This window comes from Amycolatopsis sp. NBC_01480, from assembly GCF_036227205.1.
GTDB lineage: Bacteria > Actinomycetota > Actinomycetes > Mycobacteriales > Pseudonocardiaceae > Amycolatopsis.
On record NZ_CP109442.1, the window covers coordinates 1,254,256 to 1,271,215 of the forward strand.

A 16,960-nucleotide genomic window follows, 5' to 3' on the forward strand; every position below is an offset into this window, starting at 1 on the left:
CGGACAGCTCCGGCAGCAACGGCGCTGGCGCGCGCTCAAGGGTGATGTCGTTTTTTCGCGAGGTTTTGCCGGTCGCCCCAGGCAGACTGGCCCTCGTGTACGAGGACACCGAACGCTGCGTCCGCGCGGTGCAGTCGAAGGACGAGCGGTTCGACGGCTGGTTCTTCACCGCCGTGGTGACCACCGGGATCTACTGCCGGCCGAGTTGCCCCGTGGTGCCGCCCAAGGTCGAGAACATGCGCTTCCACCCCAGCGCCGCGGCGGCGCAGGCGGCGGGGTTCCGGGCGTGCAAACGCTGCCGCCCCAACGCCTCGCCCGGATCGCCACAGTGGAACGAGCGCGCGGACCTCGTCGCGCGGGCCATGCGGCTGATCGCGGACGGGGTGGTCGACCGGGAGGGCGTCACCGGGCTCGCCGCGCGGCTCGGGTACAGCGTCCGGCAAGTGGAGCGGCAGGTGTACGCCGAGTTGGGCGCCGGACCCCTCGCGCTCGCGCGGGCCCAGCGCGCGGAGACCGCGCGACTGCTCGTGGAGACCACCAAAATGCCGATGGGTGACGTCGCGCACGCCGCCGGGTTCGCCAGCCTCCGCACGTTCAACGACACCGTGCGCGCGGTTTTTGCGCTCACGCCCAGCGAGCTGCGGTCGCGAGCGAAAGGCGCGGAGCAGTCACCAGGCGGGATTTCGCTGCGGTTGCCGTTCCGCAAGCCGCTGTGTCCGGACAACCTCTTCGGCCACCTCGCGGCCACGGCCGTGCCCGGGGTCGAGGAGTGGCGCGACGGCGCGTACCGCCGCACGCTCCGCCTGCCCCACGGACACGGCGTGGTCTCGCTGCGGCCGACGCCGGACCACATCGCCTGCCGGCTGAACCTCACCGACCTGCGCGACCTCGCGGCGGCGACCAGCCGCTGCCAGTGGCTGCTGGACCTCGACGCCGACCCGGTCGCCGTGGACGAGCAGCTGGCGGCCGACCCCGAGCTGGCACCGCTCGTCGCGAAGAACCCCGGCCGCCGGGTGCCGCGGACAACGGACCCGGACGAGTTCGCCGTCCGCGCGGTGCTGGGCCAGCAGGTGTCCACGGCCGCGGCCCGCACCCACGCCGCGCGGCTGGTAGTGGCCCACGGCACCGCGATCGAGGACCGCGAAGGCGGCCTCACCCACCTGTTCCCACTCCCGGAAGAGCTGGTCGGCCTCGATCCCGAGACCCTCGCGATGCCGAAGTCACGCCGATCCACCCTGCTCGGACTGCTCGGCGCGCTGACGTCGGGCGAAGTGGACCTGACCATCGGCGGCGACTGGGACCGGGCACGGGCCCAGCTGGCCGGGCTGCGCGGCTTCGGACCGTGGACGGTGGAGACCATCGCCATGCGCGCGCTGGGCGACCCCGACGCGTTTGTCGCCACCGACCTGGGGATCAAGCTCGCCGCCGAAGCGCTGGGACTGCCGGTGAAGCCGGCCGGACTGACCGAGCGCGCCGAAAGCTGGCGGCCCTGGCGCGCGTACGCCGTCCAGTACCTGTGGGCCACCGGCGACCACGCCGTCAACCGCATCCCCGCGTGAGAGGAACGACCATGCCCACCGCAGTGCACACGATACTGGACAGCCCGGTGGGCGAGCTGACCCTCGTCGCCCGCGACGGCCTGCTCGCCGGCGTCTACATGACACAGCAACGGCACCTGCCGCCGCGCGAGACGTTCGGCGAACGTGACGAGCGGCCGTTCGGCGCCGTGATCACCCAGCTCGAGGAGTACTTCGCAGGTTCGCGCACCGAATTCGACCTGCCGCTGGCGCTGCGCGGGACGCCGTTCCAGGAAACGGTCTGGCGCGCGCTGACCACCATCCCGTACGGCGAGACGACCAGCTACGGCGAGCTGGCGGAGCAGATCGGGCGGCCGGCCGCCTCGCGGGCGGTCGGGCTGGCCAACGGCAAGAACCCGGTCAGCATCATCGTGCCGTGCCACCGAGTGGTCGGCAGCAGCGGCAGCCTCACCGGCTACGGCGGCGGGCTCGAGCGCAAACGGCAGCTGCTCGACTTCGAAAACGGCCGCACCGCGGCACTCTTCTGAGCGATGCGCGGCTGTCCGGTGGCGGAGTTCTGAGCGATGCGCGGCCGTTTGGTGGCAGAGTGCGGACGGGTAACCGCCCCGTGAGAACCGCCGACGAAGGAGTGCGCTGTGGCCATCGAATCCGTGAACCCCGCGAACGGCGAACGGCTGCTCTCGTTCGACGCGCTGACCGCCCGCGAGCTCGACGGGAAGCTGGCACACGCGGCGGAGGCGTTCGCGAGCTACCGGCACACCTCGTACGCCGAGCGCGCCGGTTGGCTTCGCCGCGCCGCCGATCTGCTCGACGAGGAGGCCGGTGAGCTGGGCCGGCTCGCGACCCTCGAGATGGGCAAGACGCTGGCGTCCGCCGTCGCGGAGGTGCACAAGAGCGCGAAGGGCTGCCGCTGGTACGCCGAGCACGGCGAGGGGATGCTGGCGGACGAGCCCTGGCCGATCGACGGCGCGCGGGTGCGCACCCGCTACGAGCCGCTGGGCCCGGTGCTCGCGGTGATGCCGTGGAACTTCCCGTACTGGCAGGTGTTCCGGTTCGCGGCGCCGGCGCTGATGGCTGGCAACGTCGGGCTGCTCAAGCACGCCTCGAACGTGCCGCAGTGCGCGCTGAAGATCGAGGATGTGCTGCTGCGCGCGGGTTTCGCCGAGGGCGTGTTCCAGACGCTGCTCATCCCGTCCTCGGCCGTCAAGGGGGTGATCGAGGACGACCGCGTGCGCGCGGTGACGCTGACCGGCAGCGAGCCCGCCGGGCGCCAGGTGGCCGCGACGGCCGGCGGCGCGGTCAAGCCGAGCGTGCTCGAGCTGGGCGGGGCCGACCCGTTCATCGTGATGCCGTCGGCGGACATCGAGGAAGCGGCGAAGCAGGCCGTGGCGTCGCGGATGCTGAACAACGGCCAGTCTTGCGTGAACGCGAAGCGGTTCCTGCTGCACGAGTCCATCGCCGACGAGTTCCTGCGGCACATGGTCGCGCGGATGGAGGCGTTGAAGATCGGCGACCCGATGGCCGACGACACCGACCTCGGCCCGCTGTCTTCGGCCGATGCGGTGAAGACGCTCGACCAACAGGTGCGCGACACCGTGGAAGCGGGCGCCGACGTCCTCACCGGTGGCACACCCCTGGACGGCCCGGGGTATTTCTACCCGCCGACGGTGCTCACCAACATCCCGGACAGCTCCCCCGGCCACCACGAGGAGTTCTTCGGCCCGGTCGCCCTGGTCTGGCGCGTCAGCAGCGCCGACGAAGCCGTCCGCGTCGCCAACGACTCCCCGTTCGGCCTGAGCGGCTCGGCCTGGACCGCCGACGAGGCCGAGCAGGAGAAGTTCATCGCCGAGGTGGACACCGGCATGATGTACGTCAACAAATTCACCGAGTCCACGCCGGAGGTCCCCTTCGGCGGCACCCGCAACTCGGGTTACGGCCGGGAGCTGGCCGCGTTCGGCCCGCGTTCGTTCGTGAACCCGAAAACCGTGTGGGTGCAAGGGAAGTAATCCCCGGCAACGCCGCCGCTCCGGTCGGCCCGTCGACGAACCGGAGCGGCGGGCGGCCACCGTCTCCGATGGACAGACGAACCGACCGCCAGCCCGGAACAGCCGTCGTTTGGCCATGCGCCTCCAAGCCCGCGCGACCTTCGTGGTTATCCTGCTGGCGACGGTGCGGTGGTTCCGTCCGGTGGGATTTACGAGGATGAGGACAGTGCTGTGGTCACAGGTAAAGTTGTTCATTTCGACGAGGCTCGCGGGTTCGGTTTCGTCTCGCCCGACGACGGCGGGGACGATGTCTTCCTGCACGTGAATGACATTCACTTCGACAAGCGCCTGCTCGCGCCCGGGGTGCAGCTGCAATTCGACACCGAAGAGGGCGACCGGGGCCTGAAGGCCGCGCGGGTCAGCCTGGTCGAAAGCGGGCAGCGCCGTCCGGTGCACGACGACGACCTCGGCGACCTCCTGCCGGAACACGAGTTCCTGGAGGAGCTCACCGAGCAGCTGCTGGTCAAAGCGTCCTCTTTGACCGGTGAGCAGATCGTCGCCGTGCGGCGGTGTGTGATGGGGCTGGCACGCTCCCACGGCTGGCTGGAGGAGTGACCGTGGTCGCCGCCGGTCCGGCGGCGACCACCGGCTCCACGTCCGGCGGAGACTGATCACGGCTCAGCGTCCGAAAAGGGCGTTCAGCGTGCCGAAGTCCAGGCTTTGCTCCAGCTCCGCATACGTGCCCTTGGTGAGCATCTCGGCCGCCGCGCGCTCGGCGAGGGTGTACGCCGCCTGGGCGATGACGGTGCCGACGGTGACCCGACGGACGCCCACGCCCGCCAGCTCGGAAACCGAGGGCGCACCCGGACCCGCCATGGCGGCGATGGGAATCGGGGCGGCCGCAGTGAGCCTGCGCAGGACTTCGAGATCCACCAGGCCCGGCACGAACAGGCAGTCCGCGCCCGCCTCGGCATAAGCGGTCGCCCGCGCCAGCACGTCGTCCAGCCGGCCTTCCGGGGCGCCGACCCCGAACAGGTACACGTCGGTCCTCGCGTTGATCACCAGCTCCGGCAGCCCAGCCGCCGTTGCCGCTTCGCGAGCCGCACGCAGCCGTTCCGCATGGGCCGGCACATCGAACAGGTTCAGCGTGCCCGCAATCGAATCCTCCAGGTTCACCCCGGCCGCGCCCGCCTCGACGATCGCCGAGACCGTCTCCGCGACGTCGGCCGGCGCCGGCCCGTAACCGCCCTCGATGTCCGCGCTCACCGGAACCGTGACGGCCGCCGCGATACGCCGCACCGCCGACACCATCTCCGCCCGGCTGAGCCGCTGCCCGTCGCCCCGGCCGAGGGCCCACGAAACGCCGCCGCTCGTCGTCGCGATCGCCGGGGCGCCCGCGCGCTCGATGACCGCCGCACTGCCCGCGTCCCACGCGTTCGGCAGCACCAGCACTGCCCGCTCGTGCGCCGCCCTGAACGCCTTTGCCTTGTCCCGCAACGATTCCAGTGTCATGTCGATCCTCCCCGGCCGGCGCTCGCCGACCGAGGAAGAAGCTAGCAGCGGGCACCGACAAAAACCGGCCGCCGGTCACGCCCCCAGTTCTAGCACCACGCGAAAACGGGCCTGGCCGGAGAGCATGCGCTCGTACGCCTGGGGAGCCTCGGCGAAGGGCCGCACCTCGGTCATCGGGTGAATGCCGCGGGCGTTCGCGAACGCCAGGCTGTCCTCGTTTTCGATCGACGAGCCGGTGAGGCTGCCGCTGACGGTGCGCGTGCCGAAAATCAGTTCCGAGGTCTGTACCTCGATCGGGTCGGCCGCCGCGCCGACGACGATCAGCCGCCCGCGCGGCGCAAGCCCGGCAACCAGCGGGGACATGGACGCGCCACTCGCGGCCGTCGCGACGATCGCTGCCGCGCCACCGAGTGCCTGCAACGCCTGGCCGGGGTCCTCGGCGGAGCTGTCGATGTAACGGTCCGCGCCGAGCTTCGCGGCCAGCTCCGCCTTGTCCGTGCCACGCGCGATGGCGGCAACGCGGTGGCCGAGCGCCTTCGCGTACTGGACGCCGAGATGGCCGAGCCCCCCGATTCCCTGCACCGCGACCAGCGAACCAGGACACGCGTCGATCTGGCCGAGCGCACTGTAAGTGGTCAGCCCGGCGCACAGCAGCGGGGCGGCGTCCACAGAGGACAGTCCCTCGGGCACCCGGGCGAGGCCGGACGTGCGTGCGTACGCGTATTCGGCGTACCCGCCGTCGACGTCGCTGCCGGTCTGCGGCTGATCGGCGCAGTTGACGAAGTCCCCTCGGCGACACTGCTCGCACTCGCCGCAGTGGCCGGCGAGGAAGCCGATGCCAACCCGCTCGCCCACCCGCCAGGCCCGTACCCCGGCGCCGACGGCGTCGATCACGCCGACGATCTCGTGCCCGGGTACCACGGGCTGCTCGGGGTGGGCCCGCAGCCCCTCGACACCGAGGACGTCGGAATGGCAGACGCCGCAGTACTCGACCTTGACCCGCACCTGACCGGGCAGCGGCTCGGCCAGCTCCCGTTCGACCAGCCGGAACTGGCGGGACCCGGTGACTTCGAAGGCTCGGTAAGTTGTCATGAATTGATATGACCGGTCGTCTTAGATCATGTCAAGGGGTTCCCACCGCCGGCAGGGCGGAAAAATCGCGGAACTCAGGGCAAGTCGAAGCCCAGTTCCTTCGCGGCGTTCTCCGGGGTCGGCTGAGCCCAGCGCTCGGCGACCGCGGTATGCGTGGACAGGCTGCGCAGCTCCGCGCGGTCCAGGTACAGCATTCCGGCCAGGTGATCCGTCTCGTGCTGGATGATGCGGGCCGGCCAGCCGGCCAGCTCCTCGTCCAGGAACGAACCCGTCTCGTCCTCCGTTTCGAGGCGAACGCGCAACGGGCGGGAAACCACCGCCTGCCAGCCGTGCACGCTGAGGCAGCCCTCGAAGAACGCGGCGCGCTCCTCACCCAGCGGGGTGTAGCGCGGGTTCACCAGGACGCGGAACGGCAGCGGTGCGATCCCGCGAGCCTCGAGCGTCGACGCGGGCACGCCGGGACGTTCCTGGGCGCGGTCCTCGACCACGGCGAGCCGCACCGGAAGGCCGATTTGCGGCGCCGCCAGGCCTACGCCGGGAGCCTCGTGCATGGTCACCTTCATGCCTTCCACCAGCGCAGCCAAGGTGCCGGCGGCAAGCTCGCCCTCATACGGAAGCGCCGGGTTTCGCAGCACCGGGTCGCCCGCCTGGACGATGGGCCACGGCAGCGGCCGCGCGAGCAGTTCGTCCACCAGGTCGATGAGCAAGCGCTCCCTCTCTACAACAGTGAGCCGAAGACGACCGCGAAGAAGTCGTCCAGCGGGGCGGCGGACTTCGCCACCTTGGCCCGGATGATCGCACCCTCCCACGCGTCCAGCACGAACCGGCCGAGCCGGTCGGCGTCGCGGTCGGCCGGGACCTCGCCGGCCCGCTGGGCTTCTCGGATCGACTCGGCGATGTGCCCCGACCACTCGCTCAGGCTCGCCGCGACCTGATCCCGGATCACCTGACTGTGGTCGGCGCGCTCGGCACCCATGTTGCCGATCAGGCAGCCGCGCGTGAAGTCGGCGGCGACCAGCACGTCGCGCATCACGCCGAAGCGGGCGCGGAGGGTGTCCAGCGGGCCGAGGTCGCCGTGCCCGTCGCGCCATCCGGAGCTCTCCGCATACCGGGCGACCACCTCGGCGCCGAGGTCTTCCTTGCTCTTGAAGTGGTTGTAGAACGAGCCTTTCGGCACTCCGGCGGCCCGGGTGATGGTGTCGACCGAGCAGGCCGAGAACCCGTGGCGGTGGAACTCCGTGACCGCCGTCTCGACGATCACCTCACGAACGCTGGGACGAGGCATCCCGCCAGCATATGACCGGTCGTCTCACCTTGCCAAGCGGCCGATCTGCGGCATGCTGGGCGACGTGGCCTACGACGTGAACGCGATCCGCAAGCACTTCCCCGCACTGGACGAGGGCGCCGCCCACTTCGACGGGCCCGGCGGGTCCCAAGTACCGGACGTGGTGGGCGAGGCCGTCGCGGCCACCCTCTGCTCCGCGATCTCCAACCGGGGCACGATCACCCCCGCGGAGCGCCGCGCCGACGGCCTCGTCCGCGACGCCCGTCAAGCGGTGGCCGACCTGCTGGCCGCCCAGCCCGAGGGCGTTGTCGTCGGGCGCAGCATGACTCAGGTGACCTACGACTTCTCGCGTGCCATCGCGAAGGACTGGCGCGACGGCGACGAGGTCGTGGTCACCCGCCTCGACCACGACGCGAACATCCGGCCGTGGATCCAGGCCGCCGAGGCGCGCGGGGTCACCGTGCGCTGGGCCGACTTCGACCCGGCGACGGGTGAGCTGCCCGTCGAAGCGGTGTCCTCGCTGCTTTCCGCGAAGACGCGGCTGGTGGCCGTGACGGCCGCGTCCAACCTGCTCGGCACCCGCCCGGACATCCCCGCCATCACGGCGAAAGCGCGTGAAGCGGGCGCGCTGAGCTACGTCGACGGCGTCCACCTCACGCCGCATTCGCCGGTAGACGTCAGCGCGCTGGGCGCGGACTTCTACGCGTGCTCGTCGTACAAGTTCCTCGGTCCGCACCTCGGCCTGCTGGCCGCGGCCCCGGAGCTGCTGGAGACGCTGCGGCCGGACAAGCTGGTGCCCTCCAGCGACGCCGTGCCCGAGCGATTCGAACTCGGCACCCTCCCCTATGAACTGCTCGCGGGCGCCACCGCGGCGATCGACTTCCTCGCCGGCCTCGTGCCTTCAGCGGGCAGCCGCCGAGAGCGTCTGCTGACGTCGATGGCCGAGCTGGAGGCGCACGAGGAAGCCCTGCGCGAACGCCTCGACGCCGGCCTGGCCGAGCTGCCCCGAGTGGTGCGATACGGCTCTCCGGACCGCCGCCGTACGCCGACGGTGCTGTTCACCGTCGAGGGCTTCACTCCGAAGGACGTGTACGAGCACCTCGCAAGCCACGGAATCAACGCGCCGGCCGCGACCTTCTACGCCATCGAATGCTCGCGACACCTTGGCCTCGGCGACACCGGCGCAGTCCGCGCGGGCATCGCGCCGTACACCACCGCCGCGGAGGTGGACCGGCTGATCAGCGCGGTGGCCGCCCTGTGACGGGCAGGTGATTTCAGGCGGACCGACGGCGCCGCTTGTCCACCGCGCCGTCCAGCAGGGGCCGCAACTCCTCCACCACCACATCGAGCGGGCCCACGTCCTGATGGGCGCGGGCCAGCACGATGGCGCCTTCGAGCGCGCTGATCATCAACACCGCCAGCGAAGCCGTGCGCGCCGGCGGAACTCCCAGCTGCGACAGCGCCTCTTCGACCGGGCGCTGCCAGCCGGTGAAGGCCGAGCTGACGGCTTCGCGCAGGGACTCGTTGACCGCGGCCGCGTCGGCGACCGTGGCGACCAGCGGGCAGCCACCGTCGTAATCACGTTCGACCAGTTCCTCACGCCATTGGGCCGCCATCGCGGCGAACAGGCCGCCCGGCGTCGGCTCGTCGAGGGACTCGAGGCCGCGATGCACGCGGCGCGCGGCGTACCCGCCCGCCCAGGCGACGGCCTCGGCGAGGAGCTGGTCCTTACCCCGGGGGAAGTAGTGCTGGAGCGAGCCCCGCGGCGCACCCGCGTGCGCGACCACGTCCCGCATGCCGGTGCCGCCGACCCCCTGCGTCCTCAGCAGCTGCGCGGCGCTGAACACCATCCGCTCCCTGGCCGGCCTCTCCGCCATCAACGACCTCCTTCACCACATTCGCCAGGCTAGCCGTCACGACCAGCTCGAAGTCGCGCTCGCCGCGCTCGAACACCGGGACCAGGCGGAACCCGTGACGGCGCAGCAATCCCTCCGCGGGCGCGTTGCCCTCCTGCACGGTCGCGTGCACCGTCCAGCCCAGCCAGCGGGCCTCCCGCCAGGCGTGGCGGATCAGCGTGCTCGCGACGCCCCGCCGGTGCCACGCGTCCGCCACCAGAATGCCGAGATCGGCGCGGCACACGTCGTCCGGGACCAGGTTCAGCAGGCCGATCGGGACGTTGCCCACCTTGGCGACCAGCGCCGTCCCAGCCTGCAGGTAACCCCGGTACAGCAGCAGGATCCGCTCCGCGTCCGGCGGCCCGCCGAGCATGAAGCGGAGCCGGAGGCTCTCCGGCGAGCACGCCCGGACCAGGCTGGTCACCTCGTCGTCCGTGGCCGGCCCGGCCACCGTTATGACAGTTGTCATAGTCCAGGTCTAGCACGGCACTGCCGATCGACTCACTATGACGAGTGTCATAATGTTGCTCACGCAGGCGACACGGCGGGGCCCCACGAACCGGCGGCGCCCCGCCAAAACGGTGGCGCGCCACCCCTGGGAGGTTATTTGTATTCACGTGCCGTGTCCGCCATCACCCGTAGGCGCTAAAAAACGCCGGAATTCATGCGTCGGTCATCATCAGTTCCCGCGTAGGCCTCATCGGGTGAAAACCGTTCCCAAAACCTCCCCGGACCCGGTTTTATCCCTATCTTTCAATGGACTCTCCAGCTCGGTCAGCAAAGGGGAAAGGCCATGACCCAGTCGCTCGAGGTTCCGACAAAGGAATTCTGCATCGAGTGGACGATGGACGGCCATGAAGGCGGTCGCGTCCGCTTCACCCTCTCCGGGCAGGTGAGTCTGCTCGACGGCAAGCGCTTCTACAAAGTCGACGGCGTGCTCTACATCTCCGAAGGCAGCACGTACTGCCGCGAAATCGGGAATCCGCGGCTGTACGTCCGGCGCAACGGCGTCGAGGCGAGCGGGCGGCAATGGGGCTGGGAGACGATCAGCTCCCGCAAGACCGCGAACCGCCTCTGCTCGATGGACGGCTATTTCGTGCGCACCGGCTACTGGGCTCCCGCCGACCGCTCGATCCAGTTGAGCATCGTCGCGGAGCACGGCCTCGGCCGCCGCAAGTCGTACAGCCCGACCACTACCCTCCGACTGGTCGACTGAGCACCGGCACACCTGACCTGCGGTGACCGCGTTCACCCACAAGTGTCACGCCACGCCCGAAGGGTGCTGAGAAACACACCGGTTTCTCCCTAAATTCAGGCAAAAAGTTGCGCCGGACACAGCGCTCGCGAACACGTCAGAGGAGCATGGGAGGCATGCGGAACAAGGCCCGGGGCGGCAAACCGCCCCATCCCTGCACACGACTGCTCCGGCGGCTCGGGGCCGCCCGCAATCCGCTCGTCCGGCGGTCCGATCGACTCGAGGGGGTGTTCCTCGCCGTGACGATCGTGCTCGCGCTGCTGGCAGTCCCGCTGGTGCTGGCACTGGGCCAGGCCGACGTGGCGATGGAGACGGCGGCCTCCGACGCACAGGCCCGCACCCGGCACGAGGTCACCGCGACCGTGCTGAAGACCGCACCGCAGGCCGCGACCGTCGGCGACGGCGCGCCCATCACGCAGAACTCGCGCGTCACCGCCGGCTGGCGACTGCCCAACGGTTCGCCGCGCACCGGCGTGGTCACCGTGCCCGCCGGGGACGCGACCGTCGGCACGCAGACCCCGATCTGGCTGGACCACAAGGGCAAGCAGACCACCGCGCCGCTGACCCACTCCGACGCCGTGACCAACGGCGTGCTCGTGGGCGCTTTCGCCTGGTTGTGCGTGATCGCCCTGCTGGCCGCCGCGTACTGGGTGGCCCGCCGGGTGCTGGACCGTCAGCGCGCGGCCCGGTGGGCGGCCGAGTGGCAGCAGTTCGCCGGCCCGGAAGCCGTGCGCTAGTCCACTGTGGACAACCGGCGGCGTGGCTGCCCCTCGTCGAAGGACAGCCACGGCTTGCGGCTCAGACGGGCTGAGGCACGTCTGCCCGCTGTTGCGGAGCGTCGGCCAGCAGGGTTTCACCCTTGACCAGCCAGGCCAACGCGAACGCGAAGATCGCCAGCGACTCCAGCCAGACCGTCGGATGCAGTGACGCCGTGGCGGTGTTGAAGAAGAGGCCGACGAGCACGATCAGGACCAGGCTGGCCAGCATCACCACCCCGCACACGCGGTACAGCACATTGCGTGCCTTTTTCCTCGGCGTGACAACGGAACCGTCCGACTTCGTGAACAGGAACAGGCAGAAGAAGGCCAGCGTCAGGAAGAACACCGCCGCGAAGACCAGGTGCGCCACGCCGATCACGTGCTCCGTCGTGGTCGGCGACGAAGGGCTGGTGGGGAACAGCGCGACGCCGATGCCCGCCACCGCCGCGATGTCGGCCGCGATGTCGTCGATCCGGCCGTAACCGCGATAGGAAATCAGGAACACGCCGATCGCGCACAGGATGCCGACGAAGACGTTGCGCATGTCGCTGTAGTAGTAGCCGCTCAACGAGCCGAGCAGGCCACCTCCTTGCAGGATCTCCTTGCCCACGATCACGACGATCGGCAGGGCGAAGCCCAGCACCCCGATCGCGCGGCGGAGGAAGAGGTACGAGCGGACGAGTGTGTTCATGGGTGGGGCCTCCCCGGGGTCCGACGCTGCCTTGCCCTAAGTTATCGGCTCGGCACCGGGCTCACCTGAGGGCGTCGTCCAGTTCCGCGAGCAGCTTGGCCTTCGGGCGGGCGCCGACGAACGCGCGCACCGGCTTGCCGCCGCGGAAGAGCATCAACGTGGGCAGCGACATCACCTGGTAGGCCCGCGCGGTCTCGGGGTTCTCGTCGGTGTTCACCTCGCGCACGGTCAGCGAGCCGGCGCGCTCCTCGGCGATCGCCGCCAGCACCGGCGCGATCATCCGGCACGGCGGGCACCAGGTGGCCCAGAAGTCGACCAGCACCGGCTGGTCGTGCTCCAGCACCTCGGCGGCGAACGTGGCGTCAGTGGTCATCGGAGTCCTTCCTCAGCCGGGACGACACAGGTCCCGGTACGGGCGGTGGCCTCGGCGAGCTTGTCCATCAACGTGGCCCGCACGGCGCCGAGGTCGCGCAGGCAGGCCTCGACCTCTTCGAGCTTGCGGCGGTAGACCTCGACCGACTCGGCGCAGGAATCGCCGGTTTCGTGGCCGGTGCGCAGGCACTCGACGAACGAACGGGTGTCGTCGAGGCTGAACCCGACCGTGCGCAGGGTCTGGATCTCGCTGACCAGACGCAGGTCGTCCTCGCCGTACTCCCGGTACCCGTTCGCCGAGCGCTCCGCCGGCATCAGCCCCTGCGCCTCGTAGAAGCGCAGCGCCCGTGGTGTGGTCCCCGCCCGCTGGGCGAACTCGCCGATCCGCATGCCCTGACGCTAAACCTTGACGCTCGCGTGAAGGCAACTTCTCAGCTCGCGACCCGGCGGGGGTACTCGCGGTACTCGACCGCGTTCGCGGCGCGGGAGCCCATGTAGTCCCACAGCTTGCCGAACAGCGCGTTGCCCATCATCTTGTAACCGCGGTTGCGGGTGTGGATCCCCTTCTGTGTGGCCGGCACGAGGAAGTTGGCCGAACCGGCGCTGTTCTTGTGCCCGACGTGCGCGGGCTTGCGCAGCCGCTGTTCATAGCGCGCGAACGCGGTCACGTGGTCGCCGTCCGCCGCGGCGAGCTCGCCCGCGAGGATCTGCGCGCCCATCATCGCCAGCCCGGTGCCGGAGCCGCCGGGGCCCGCGCACCACGCGGCGTCGCCGAGCAGCACCACGCGCCCGGTCGACCACCGGTCGAGCCGGATCTGCCCGACGGTGTCGAAGTACAGGTCGTCCGCCTCCGGCATCGCGCGCATCAGCCGGGGGATCTCCCAGCCCGCGCCCGCGTAGACGTCGGCCAGGATTTCCTTCTGCCGCGCCAAGTCCGGGCGGCCGTAACCACCCGGGTCACCGCGGAAGTACAGGCCGACGGTGACCGTTTCCGGCTCGCGGTTGCTGGCGATCATCGCGCTGCGGCCGGGTTCGCTGTAGATGAGGCCGCTGTGGTCGAGGCCGAGGTGGTTGGGCGCGGTGAAGCCCGCGACGTGGTAACCGAGGCCCTGGCGGAACGACGCCTCCGGGCCGAACGCCACCGCGCGGACGCCGGAGTGGATGCCGTCGGCGCCCACCACCAGGTCGAACTCACGCGGCGCGCCATGGCGGAACGTCACCTGCACCCCGTCGGCCGTCTCGGTGAGCGCGGTGACGCGGTCGCCGAAGACGTACTCGGTGTAGTCCTTGGTGCGGTCGTAGAGGATGCGGGCGAGGTCGCCGCGCAGTACCTCGACCTCGCCGCTGATGAACCGGGACGGCACGGTGAACGCCGGTTGCCCGGCCTGGTCGAGCACGACCTGGTCGCCCATCGCGGTCTCCCGCTCGCGGACCTCGTCGGCGATCCCCATGGCGCCCAGCAGCTTCATCTGCTCGCCGCGGAAGTCGACGGCCTGGCCGCCGGGCCGCAGGGCCGGCGCCGTCTCGACGACGGTCACCGAGTAGCCGTGCTGGTGCAGCCAGTAGGCGGCGGACGGCCCAGCCACGCTGGCGCCGGAAACGAGGACGGTCTTGCTGGTCATCGCTGATCCCCTTCTCGGGTTCGGTTGGTGATGACGCAAGACTGCGGCGGGGCGCTGACCACGCCCGCACGAGACGCTGACGGCCCCGCGAGGGACCGTCAGCGGTCAGTGAAACGAGTGTTCACGAGTCAGCGGGTGCAGGGATCGCCCTCGGCGTCCTCGTCGAGCCGCGCCAGCATCCGGTCGAAGGCCCGGCCGAGCACTTCCAGCTCGTCGCCGGAAAGCGGGTCGAAGAAGTACCGCCGCACCGTTTCCACGTGCTGGGGCGCGGCGGCCTCGATCGCGCCGCGCCCGGTCGCCGTCAGCCGCACCATCGAGCCGCGCGCGTCGTCCGGGCAGTCCTCGCGTGAGACCAGTCCGCGCTTCTCCATCCGGCTCACGTGATGCGAGAGCCGGCTGCGGTCCCAGTCGACCTGGGTGCCGAGGTCGCGCATCCGCAGCACTTCATCGGGAGCTTCGGACAGCGGCACGAGCAGGGCGTAGTCGGCGCCGGACAGGCCCGCGTCCCGTTCCAGCTGCCGGTCCACCGCGCCGCCGAAGTCCCGGAGGAGCCGTTGATAGGACCGCCAGACGTGCGCCTCCCGCTCATCGAGCCATCGCGCGTCTGCCATCCCTCGATCCTACAAAATTGTTGACACATCATCACGGTCTCGCGGCGAGGATCACCCCCGGGCCGGGATCGGCGGCGTAGAGCCGTTCGACGATCCCGGCGCGCCGCCGCAGCACCTGGCGCTGGTTGACGTACCCCTTGTCCGTGATTTCGCCGGCATCGAGATCCGGCGGTTCGGCGAGCAGCACGAGCCGCTCGACGCGTCCGGCAGAGCCCGCGGTGGCGTTGAGCGCGGCGAGCAACTTCGCGAGGTGCTCGGCCAGCTCGGGGTGGACCAGGCAGCCGTCGACGACCGTGGGTTCGGCGATCGACAAAGCCCGCGCTTCGGCTTGGTTGAGCCAAGCCAGCGCGCCCACGTGCGCGCGGTCCTCCCCCGCGATCACCGCGTCCGAGAGCACGCGGACGGCCGAAAGCAGCGCCGTCCGCAGCGCGCCGACGCGGACGAAAGTGCCAGTGCCGAGCTTGAAGTCCTCCGCGATCCGGCCACCGAACAGCAGCCCCGCGTTCGGGTCCGCCGGATCGACCGGCAATGCGGCGTCGCCGGGGCGATAAAAACCGTCACTATCGAACGCGGCTGCGGTCGCTTCCGGGCGGCCCAGATAGCCGGGTGTCACGGCGGCACCCCGTACCCGGATCTCTCGCGCATCGCCGACGGGCGCGAGCTTTACCTCCAGCCCCGGGAGCGGGACGCCGATGCACCGCGCGTCCTCGAACGCGTAGTGCGCGCTAGTCACGCAGGGCGCAGTTTCGGTGGCACCCCACGAGCCTGTGAGCGCGACGTCCCGGCCGGTGGTGGCGCGCGCGACCGCCGCGAGCCGTTCGCGCAACGCGGCGGGGAGCGCGGCCGCGGCATTGAACAGGAGCCACACGCGGGAGAAGAAGACCCGGGCGAACTCGGCGTCCTGCTCCAGCACGGGCACGAGCTGGGCATAGCCGGCGGGCACATTGAAGTAGAGCGTCGGCGGCGCGGAGCGCAGGTTCTCCACACTCCGGGCGAACAGGTGCGGCGCGGGCTTGCCGTCGTCGACGTACAGCGTGCCGCCGCTCCGTAGCACCAGGCCGACGTTGTGGTTGCCGCCGAACGTGTGGCTCCATGGCAGCCAGTCGACGAGCACCGGCCGCTCTTCGGCCAGAAGCGGCCAGACCTGGCTGATCGCTTGCTGGTTGGAGCACAGCATGCGGTGGGTGTTCAGCACGCCCTTGGGCGTTCCGGTTGAGCCGGACGTGAAAAGCACCTTCGCCAGCGTGTCCGGCCCGACTCCGGCGGACGCGGCTTCAAGACCGGGCCCCGGCTCCGTCGCGAGCAGGTCGTCGAGCAGTTCGGCACCGGGCACGGGATCACGCGCGACGACCACCGTGCTGGGCGACACCGCGGCGAGTGCGGCCGCGAACGGGCCGCCTTCCTCTGCGAACACCAGCCCCGGCCGCAACAGTGCGGTGATCTCGCGGATACGCGCATGGTCAGCGCTGAGCAGGGAGTACGCCGCGCTGATCGGCGCCACTGGGACGCCCGCCGTCAGCGCGCCGAGAGTGAGCACGAGGTGGGCCGCGGAATTGCCGGAAAGGATCATCAACGGCGAGGCCGGGCCGAGCCCGCGGTCGAGCAGGGCCTGGCCGACGGCGTCGGCACGGCGGCGGACCTCGCCGTAGCTCAACGTCGCCCAGCCGTCTCCGGCGCGCTCGGCCACCAGCGGGTAGTCCGGGTCGAGGGCCGCCCACTCGCGCAGCGTGGCGGCGACGCTCCTCGGGTACGGGCCCAGCGGCGTCCGGGAGCGGAAGACCACGCTCCCGTCCGGCCGGTCCTCGCGCTCGATGTCGGGCACAGCGAACATCCGGCCTCCTCCGCGAGGGCCCCTCACATAACTATTGCGCCTCGCGGGAAATTTGTCGAACGTCAGCCGGTTCAGGCTCGACCAGCCGGCGCATCACGGCGCCGGCCTTGAGCAGCAGCTCCACTTCGTCCTGGTCGAGCTCGCCCAGCCGCTCGACCAATGCCTCGGATTCGTCGCGGACCACCGCGCGCAGCCGCCGCCGTCCCGGCTGGGTGAGGTGGACGTAGCTCACGCGCCGGTCGTCCGCGTCCGTCCCGCGCGCCACCAGGCCGGTCTCTTCCATGGCGTGCACGACCTTCGTCGCGGTCGGCTGGGAGCAGCCGACCTCCTCGGCGAGCGCGCCGACCCGCAACGGCCCGGAGCGCGACAGCTTGGCCAGCACCAGGAGCTGGGTACGGGGCAGGCCGTCCGGCGGCGCGGCCCGGCGCAGCTCCCGCAGCAGCCGGTGCAGCGACAACACGAACTGGAACGCCTCGTCGGCGTCGGCATCCCGCGGCTCGCGCACCATGTCCG

General features: G+C 70.7%; 20 protein-coding genes. 7 read left to right on the top strand and 13 right to left on the bottom strand.

Annotation, left to right across the window (positions count from 1 at the left end):
- Nucleotides 1-95: 95 nt before the first annotated feature.
- The 4 genes from OG371_RS05710 (at nucleotide 96) to OG371_RS05725 (ending at nucleotide 4,138) form a co-directional block, all read left to right on the top strand.
- Nucleotides 96-1,559, top strand: coding sequence for a DNA-3-methyladenine glycosylase 2 family protein (locus OG371_RS05710; RefSeq protein WP_329066266.1), 1,464 nt, complete (start codon nucleotides 96-98; stop codon nucleotides 1,557-1,559).
- A gap of 11 nt (nucleotides 1,560-1,570) precedes the next feature.
- Entirely contained in the window at nucleotides 1,571-2,065 is a 495-nt protein-coding gene (locus tag OG371_RS05715) for a methylated-DNA--[protein]-cysteine S-methyltransferase (protein ID WP_329066268.1), read from the top strand.
- 108 nt (nucleotides 2,066-2,173) lie between these two features.
- The gene (locus OG371_RS05720) at nucleotides 2,174-3,544 is read left to right on the top strand and encodes an NAD-dependent succinate-semialdehyde dehydrogenase (RefSeq protein ID WP_329066270.1); all 1,371 of its coding nucleotides are present in this window, start codon (nucleotides 2,174-2,176) and stop codon (nucleotides 3,542-3,544) included.
- Nucleotides 3,545-3,712: 168 nt separating this feature from the next.
- The gene (locus OG371_RS05725; protein ID WP_329066272.1) at nucleotides 3,713-4,138 is read left to right on the top strand and encodes a cold-shock protein; all 426 of its coding nucleotides are present in this window, start codon (nucleotides 3,713-3,715) and stop codon (nucleotides 4,136-4,138) included.
- Between the two features lie 63 nt (nucleotides 4,139-4,201).
- On the opposite strand, the gene OG371_RS05730 is transcribed toward OG371_RS05725, so the two are convergent.
- From OG371_RS05730 to OG371_RS05745, 4 genes are all read right to left on the bottom strand, one after another.
- Nucleotides 4,202-5,035 (bottom strand): isocitrate lyase/PEP mutase family protein, encoded by an 834-nt coding sequence (locus tag OG371_RS05730; RefSeq protein ID WP_329066274.1) that lies wholly within the window; start codon nucleotides 5,033-5,035, stop codon nucleotides 4,202-4,204.
- Between the two features lie 75 nt (nucleotides 5,036-5,110).
- Nucleotides 5,111-6,127, bottom strand: a complete 1,017-nt coding sequence (locus OG371_RS05735; protein ID WP_329066276.1) for an alcohol dehydrogenase catalytic domain-containing protein — start codon at nucleotides 6,125-6,127, stop codon at nucleotides 5,111-5,113.
- Nucleotides 6,128-6,201: 74 nt separating this feature from the next.
- A complete protein-coding gene (locus OG371_RS05740) occupies nucleotides 6,202-6,834 on the bottom strand; it encodes a peptide deformylase (RefSeq protein ID WP_329066278.1) in 633 nt (210 codons plus the stop codon).
- An 11-nt stretch (nucleotides 6,835-6,845) separates the two neighbouring features.
- Nucleotides 6,846-7,412 (bottom strand): TetR/AcrR family transcriptional regulator, encoded by a 567-nt coding sequence (locus OG371_RS05745; RefSeq protein WP_329066280.1) that lies wholly within the window; start codon nucleotides 7,410-7,412, stop codon nucleotides 6,846-6,848.
- 52 nt (nucleotides 7,413-7,464) lie between these two features.
- Between OG371_RS05745 and OG371_RS05750 the strand changes: the two genes are divergently transcribed.
- Nucleotides 7,465-8,673 carry a cysteine desulfurase-like protein gene (locus OG371_RS05750; RefSeq protein ID WP_329066283.1) on the top strand — a complete coding sequence of 403 codons (1,209 nt, stop codon included), beginning with the start codon at nucleotides 7,465-7,467 and terminating at the stop codon, nucleotides 8,671-8,673.
- A gap of 13 nt (nucleotides 8,674-8,686) precedes the next feature.
- Here OG371_RS05750 and OG371_RS05755 read toward each other — a convergent pair whose 3' ends face one another.
- Both OG371_RS05755 and OG371_RS05760 read right to left on the bottom strand, forming a co-directional pair.
- Complete coding sequence (locus OG371_RS05755; RefSeq protein WP_329066285.1) at nucleotides 8,687-9,208, bottom strand: TetR/AcrR family transcriptional regulator; 522 nt, start codon at nucleotides 9,206-9,208, stop codon at nucleotides 8,687-8,689.
- On the bottom strand, nucleotides 9,141-9,731 hold the full coding sequence (locus tag OG371_RS05760; protein WP_329066286.1) for a GNAT family N-acetyltransferase: 591 nt from the start codon (nucleotides 9,729-9,731) through the stop codon (nucleotides 9,141-9,143). Before OG371_RS05760 ends, OG371_RS05755 begins: the two co-directional genes overlap by 68 nt.
- Before the next feature lie 369 nt (nucleotides 9,732-10,100).
- Between OG371_RS05760 and OG371_RS05765 the strand changes: the two genes are divergently transcribed.
- On the top strand, nucleotides 10,101-10,523 hold the full coding sequence (locus tag OG371_RS05765; RefSeq protein WP_329066288.1) for a hypothetical protein: 423 nt from the start codon (nucleotides 10,101-10,103) through the stop codon (nucleotides 10,521-10,523).
- A gap of 155 nt (nucleotides 10,524-10,678) precedes the next feature.
- Nucleotides 10,679-11,299, top strand: coding sequence for an Rv1733c family protein (locus OG371_RS05770; protein ID WP_329066290.1), 621 nt, complete (start codon nucleotides 10,679-10,681; stop codon nucleotides 11,297-11,299).
- 61 nt (nucleotides 11,300-11,360) lie between these two features.
- Here OG371_RS05770 and OG371_RS05775 read toward each other — a convergent pair whose 3' ends face one another.
- The 7 genes from OG371_RS05775 to OG371_RS05805 all read right to left on the bottom strand — a co-directional run bounded on the left by OG371_RS05775 (nucleotide 11,361) and on the right by OG371_RS05805 (nucleotide 16,955).
- The gene (locus tag OG371_RS05775) at nucleotides 11,361-12,011 is read right to left on the bottom strand and encodes a DUF998 domain-containing protein (protein WP_329066292.1); all 651 of its coding nucleotides are present in this window, start codon (nucleotides 12,009-12,011) and stop codon (nucleotides 11,361-11,363) included.
- 61 nt (nucleotides 12,012-12,072) lie between these two features.
- A complete protein-coding gene (gene trxA, locus OG371_RS05780) occupies nucleotides 12,073-12,384 on the bottom strand; it encodes a thioredoxin (protein WP_329066294.1) in 312 nt (103 codons plus the stop codon).
- Entirely contained in the window at nucleotides 12,381-12,773 is a 393-nt protein-coding gene (locus tag OG371_RS05785; RefSeq protein ID WP_329066296.1) for a MerR family transcriptional regulator, read from the bottom strand. Before OG371_RS05785 ends, trxA begins: the two co-directional genes overlap by 4 nt.
- Nucleotides 12,774-12,814: 41 nt before the next feature.
- Nucleotides 12,815-14,005, bottom strand: a complete 1,191-nt coding sequence (locus OG371_RS05790; RefSeq protein WP_329066298.1) for an FAD-dependent monooxygenase — start codon at nucleotides 14,003-14,005, stop codon at nucleotides 12,815-12,817.
- A gap of 128 nt (nucleotides 14,006-14,133) precedes the next feature.
- On the bottom strand, nucleotides 14,134-14,616 hold the full coding sequence (locus OG371_RS05795; protein ID WP_329066300.1) for a MarR family winged helix-turn-helix transcriptional regulator: 483 nt from the start codon (nucleotides 14,614-14,616) through the stop codon (nucleotides 14,134-14,136).
- Between the two features lie 31 nt (nucleotides 14,617-14,647).
- Nucleotides 14,648-16,447, bottom strand: a complete 1,800-nt coding sequence (locus OG371_RS05800; RefSeq protein WP_329066301.1) for a feruloyl-CoA synthase — start codon at nucleotides 16,445-16,447, stop codon at nucleotides 14,648-14,650.
- Nucleotides 16,448-16,478: 31 nt separating this feature from the next.
- Complete coding sequence (locus OG371_RS05805) at nucleotides 16,479-16,955, bottom strand: MarR family winged helix-turn-helix transcriptional regulator (protein WP_329066303.1); 477 nt, start codon at nucleotides 16,953-16,955, stop codon at nucleotides 16,479-16,481.
- Nucleotides 16,956-16,960 lie beyond the last annotated feature (5 nt).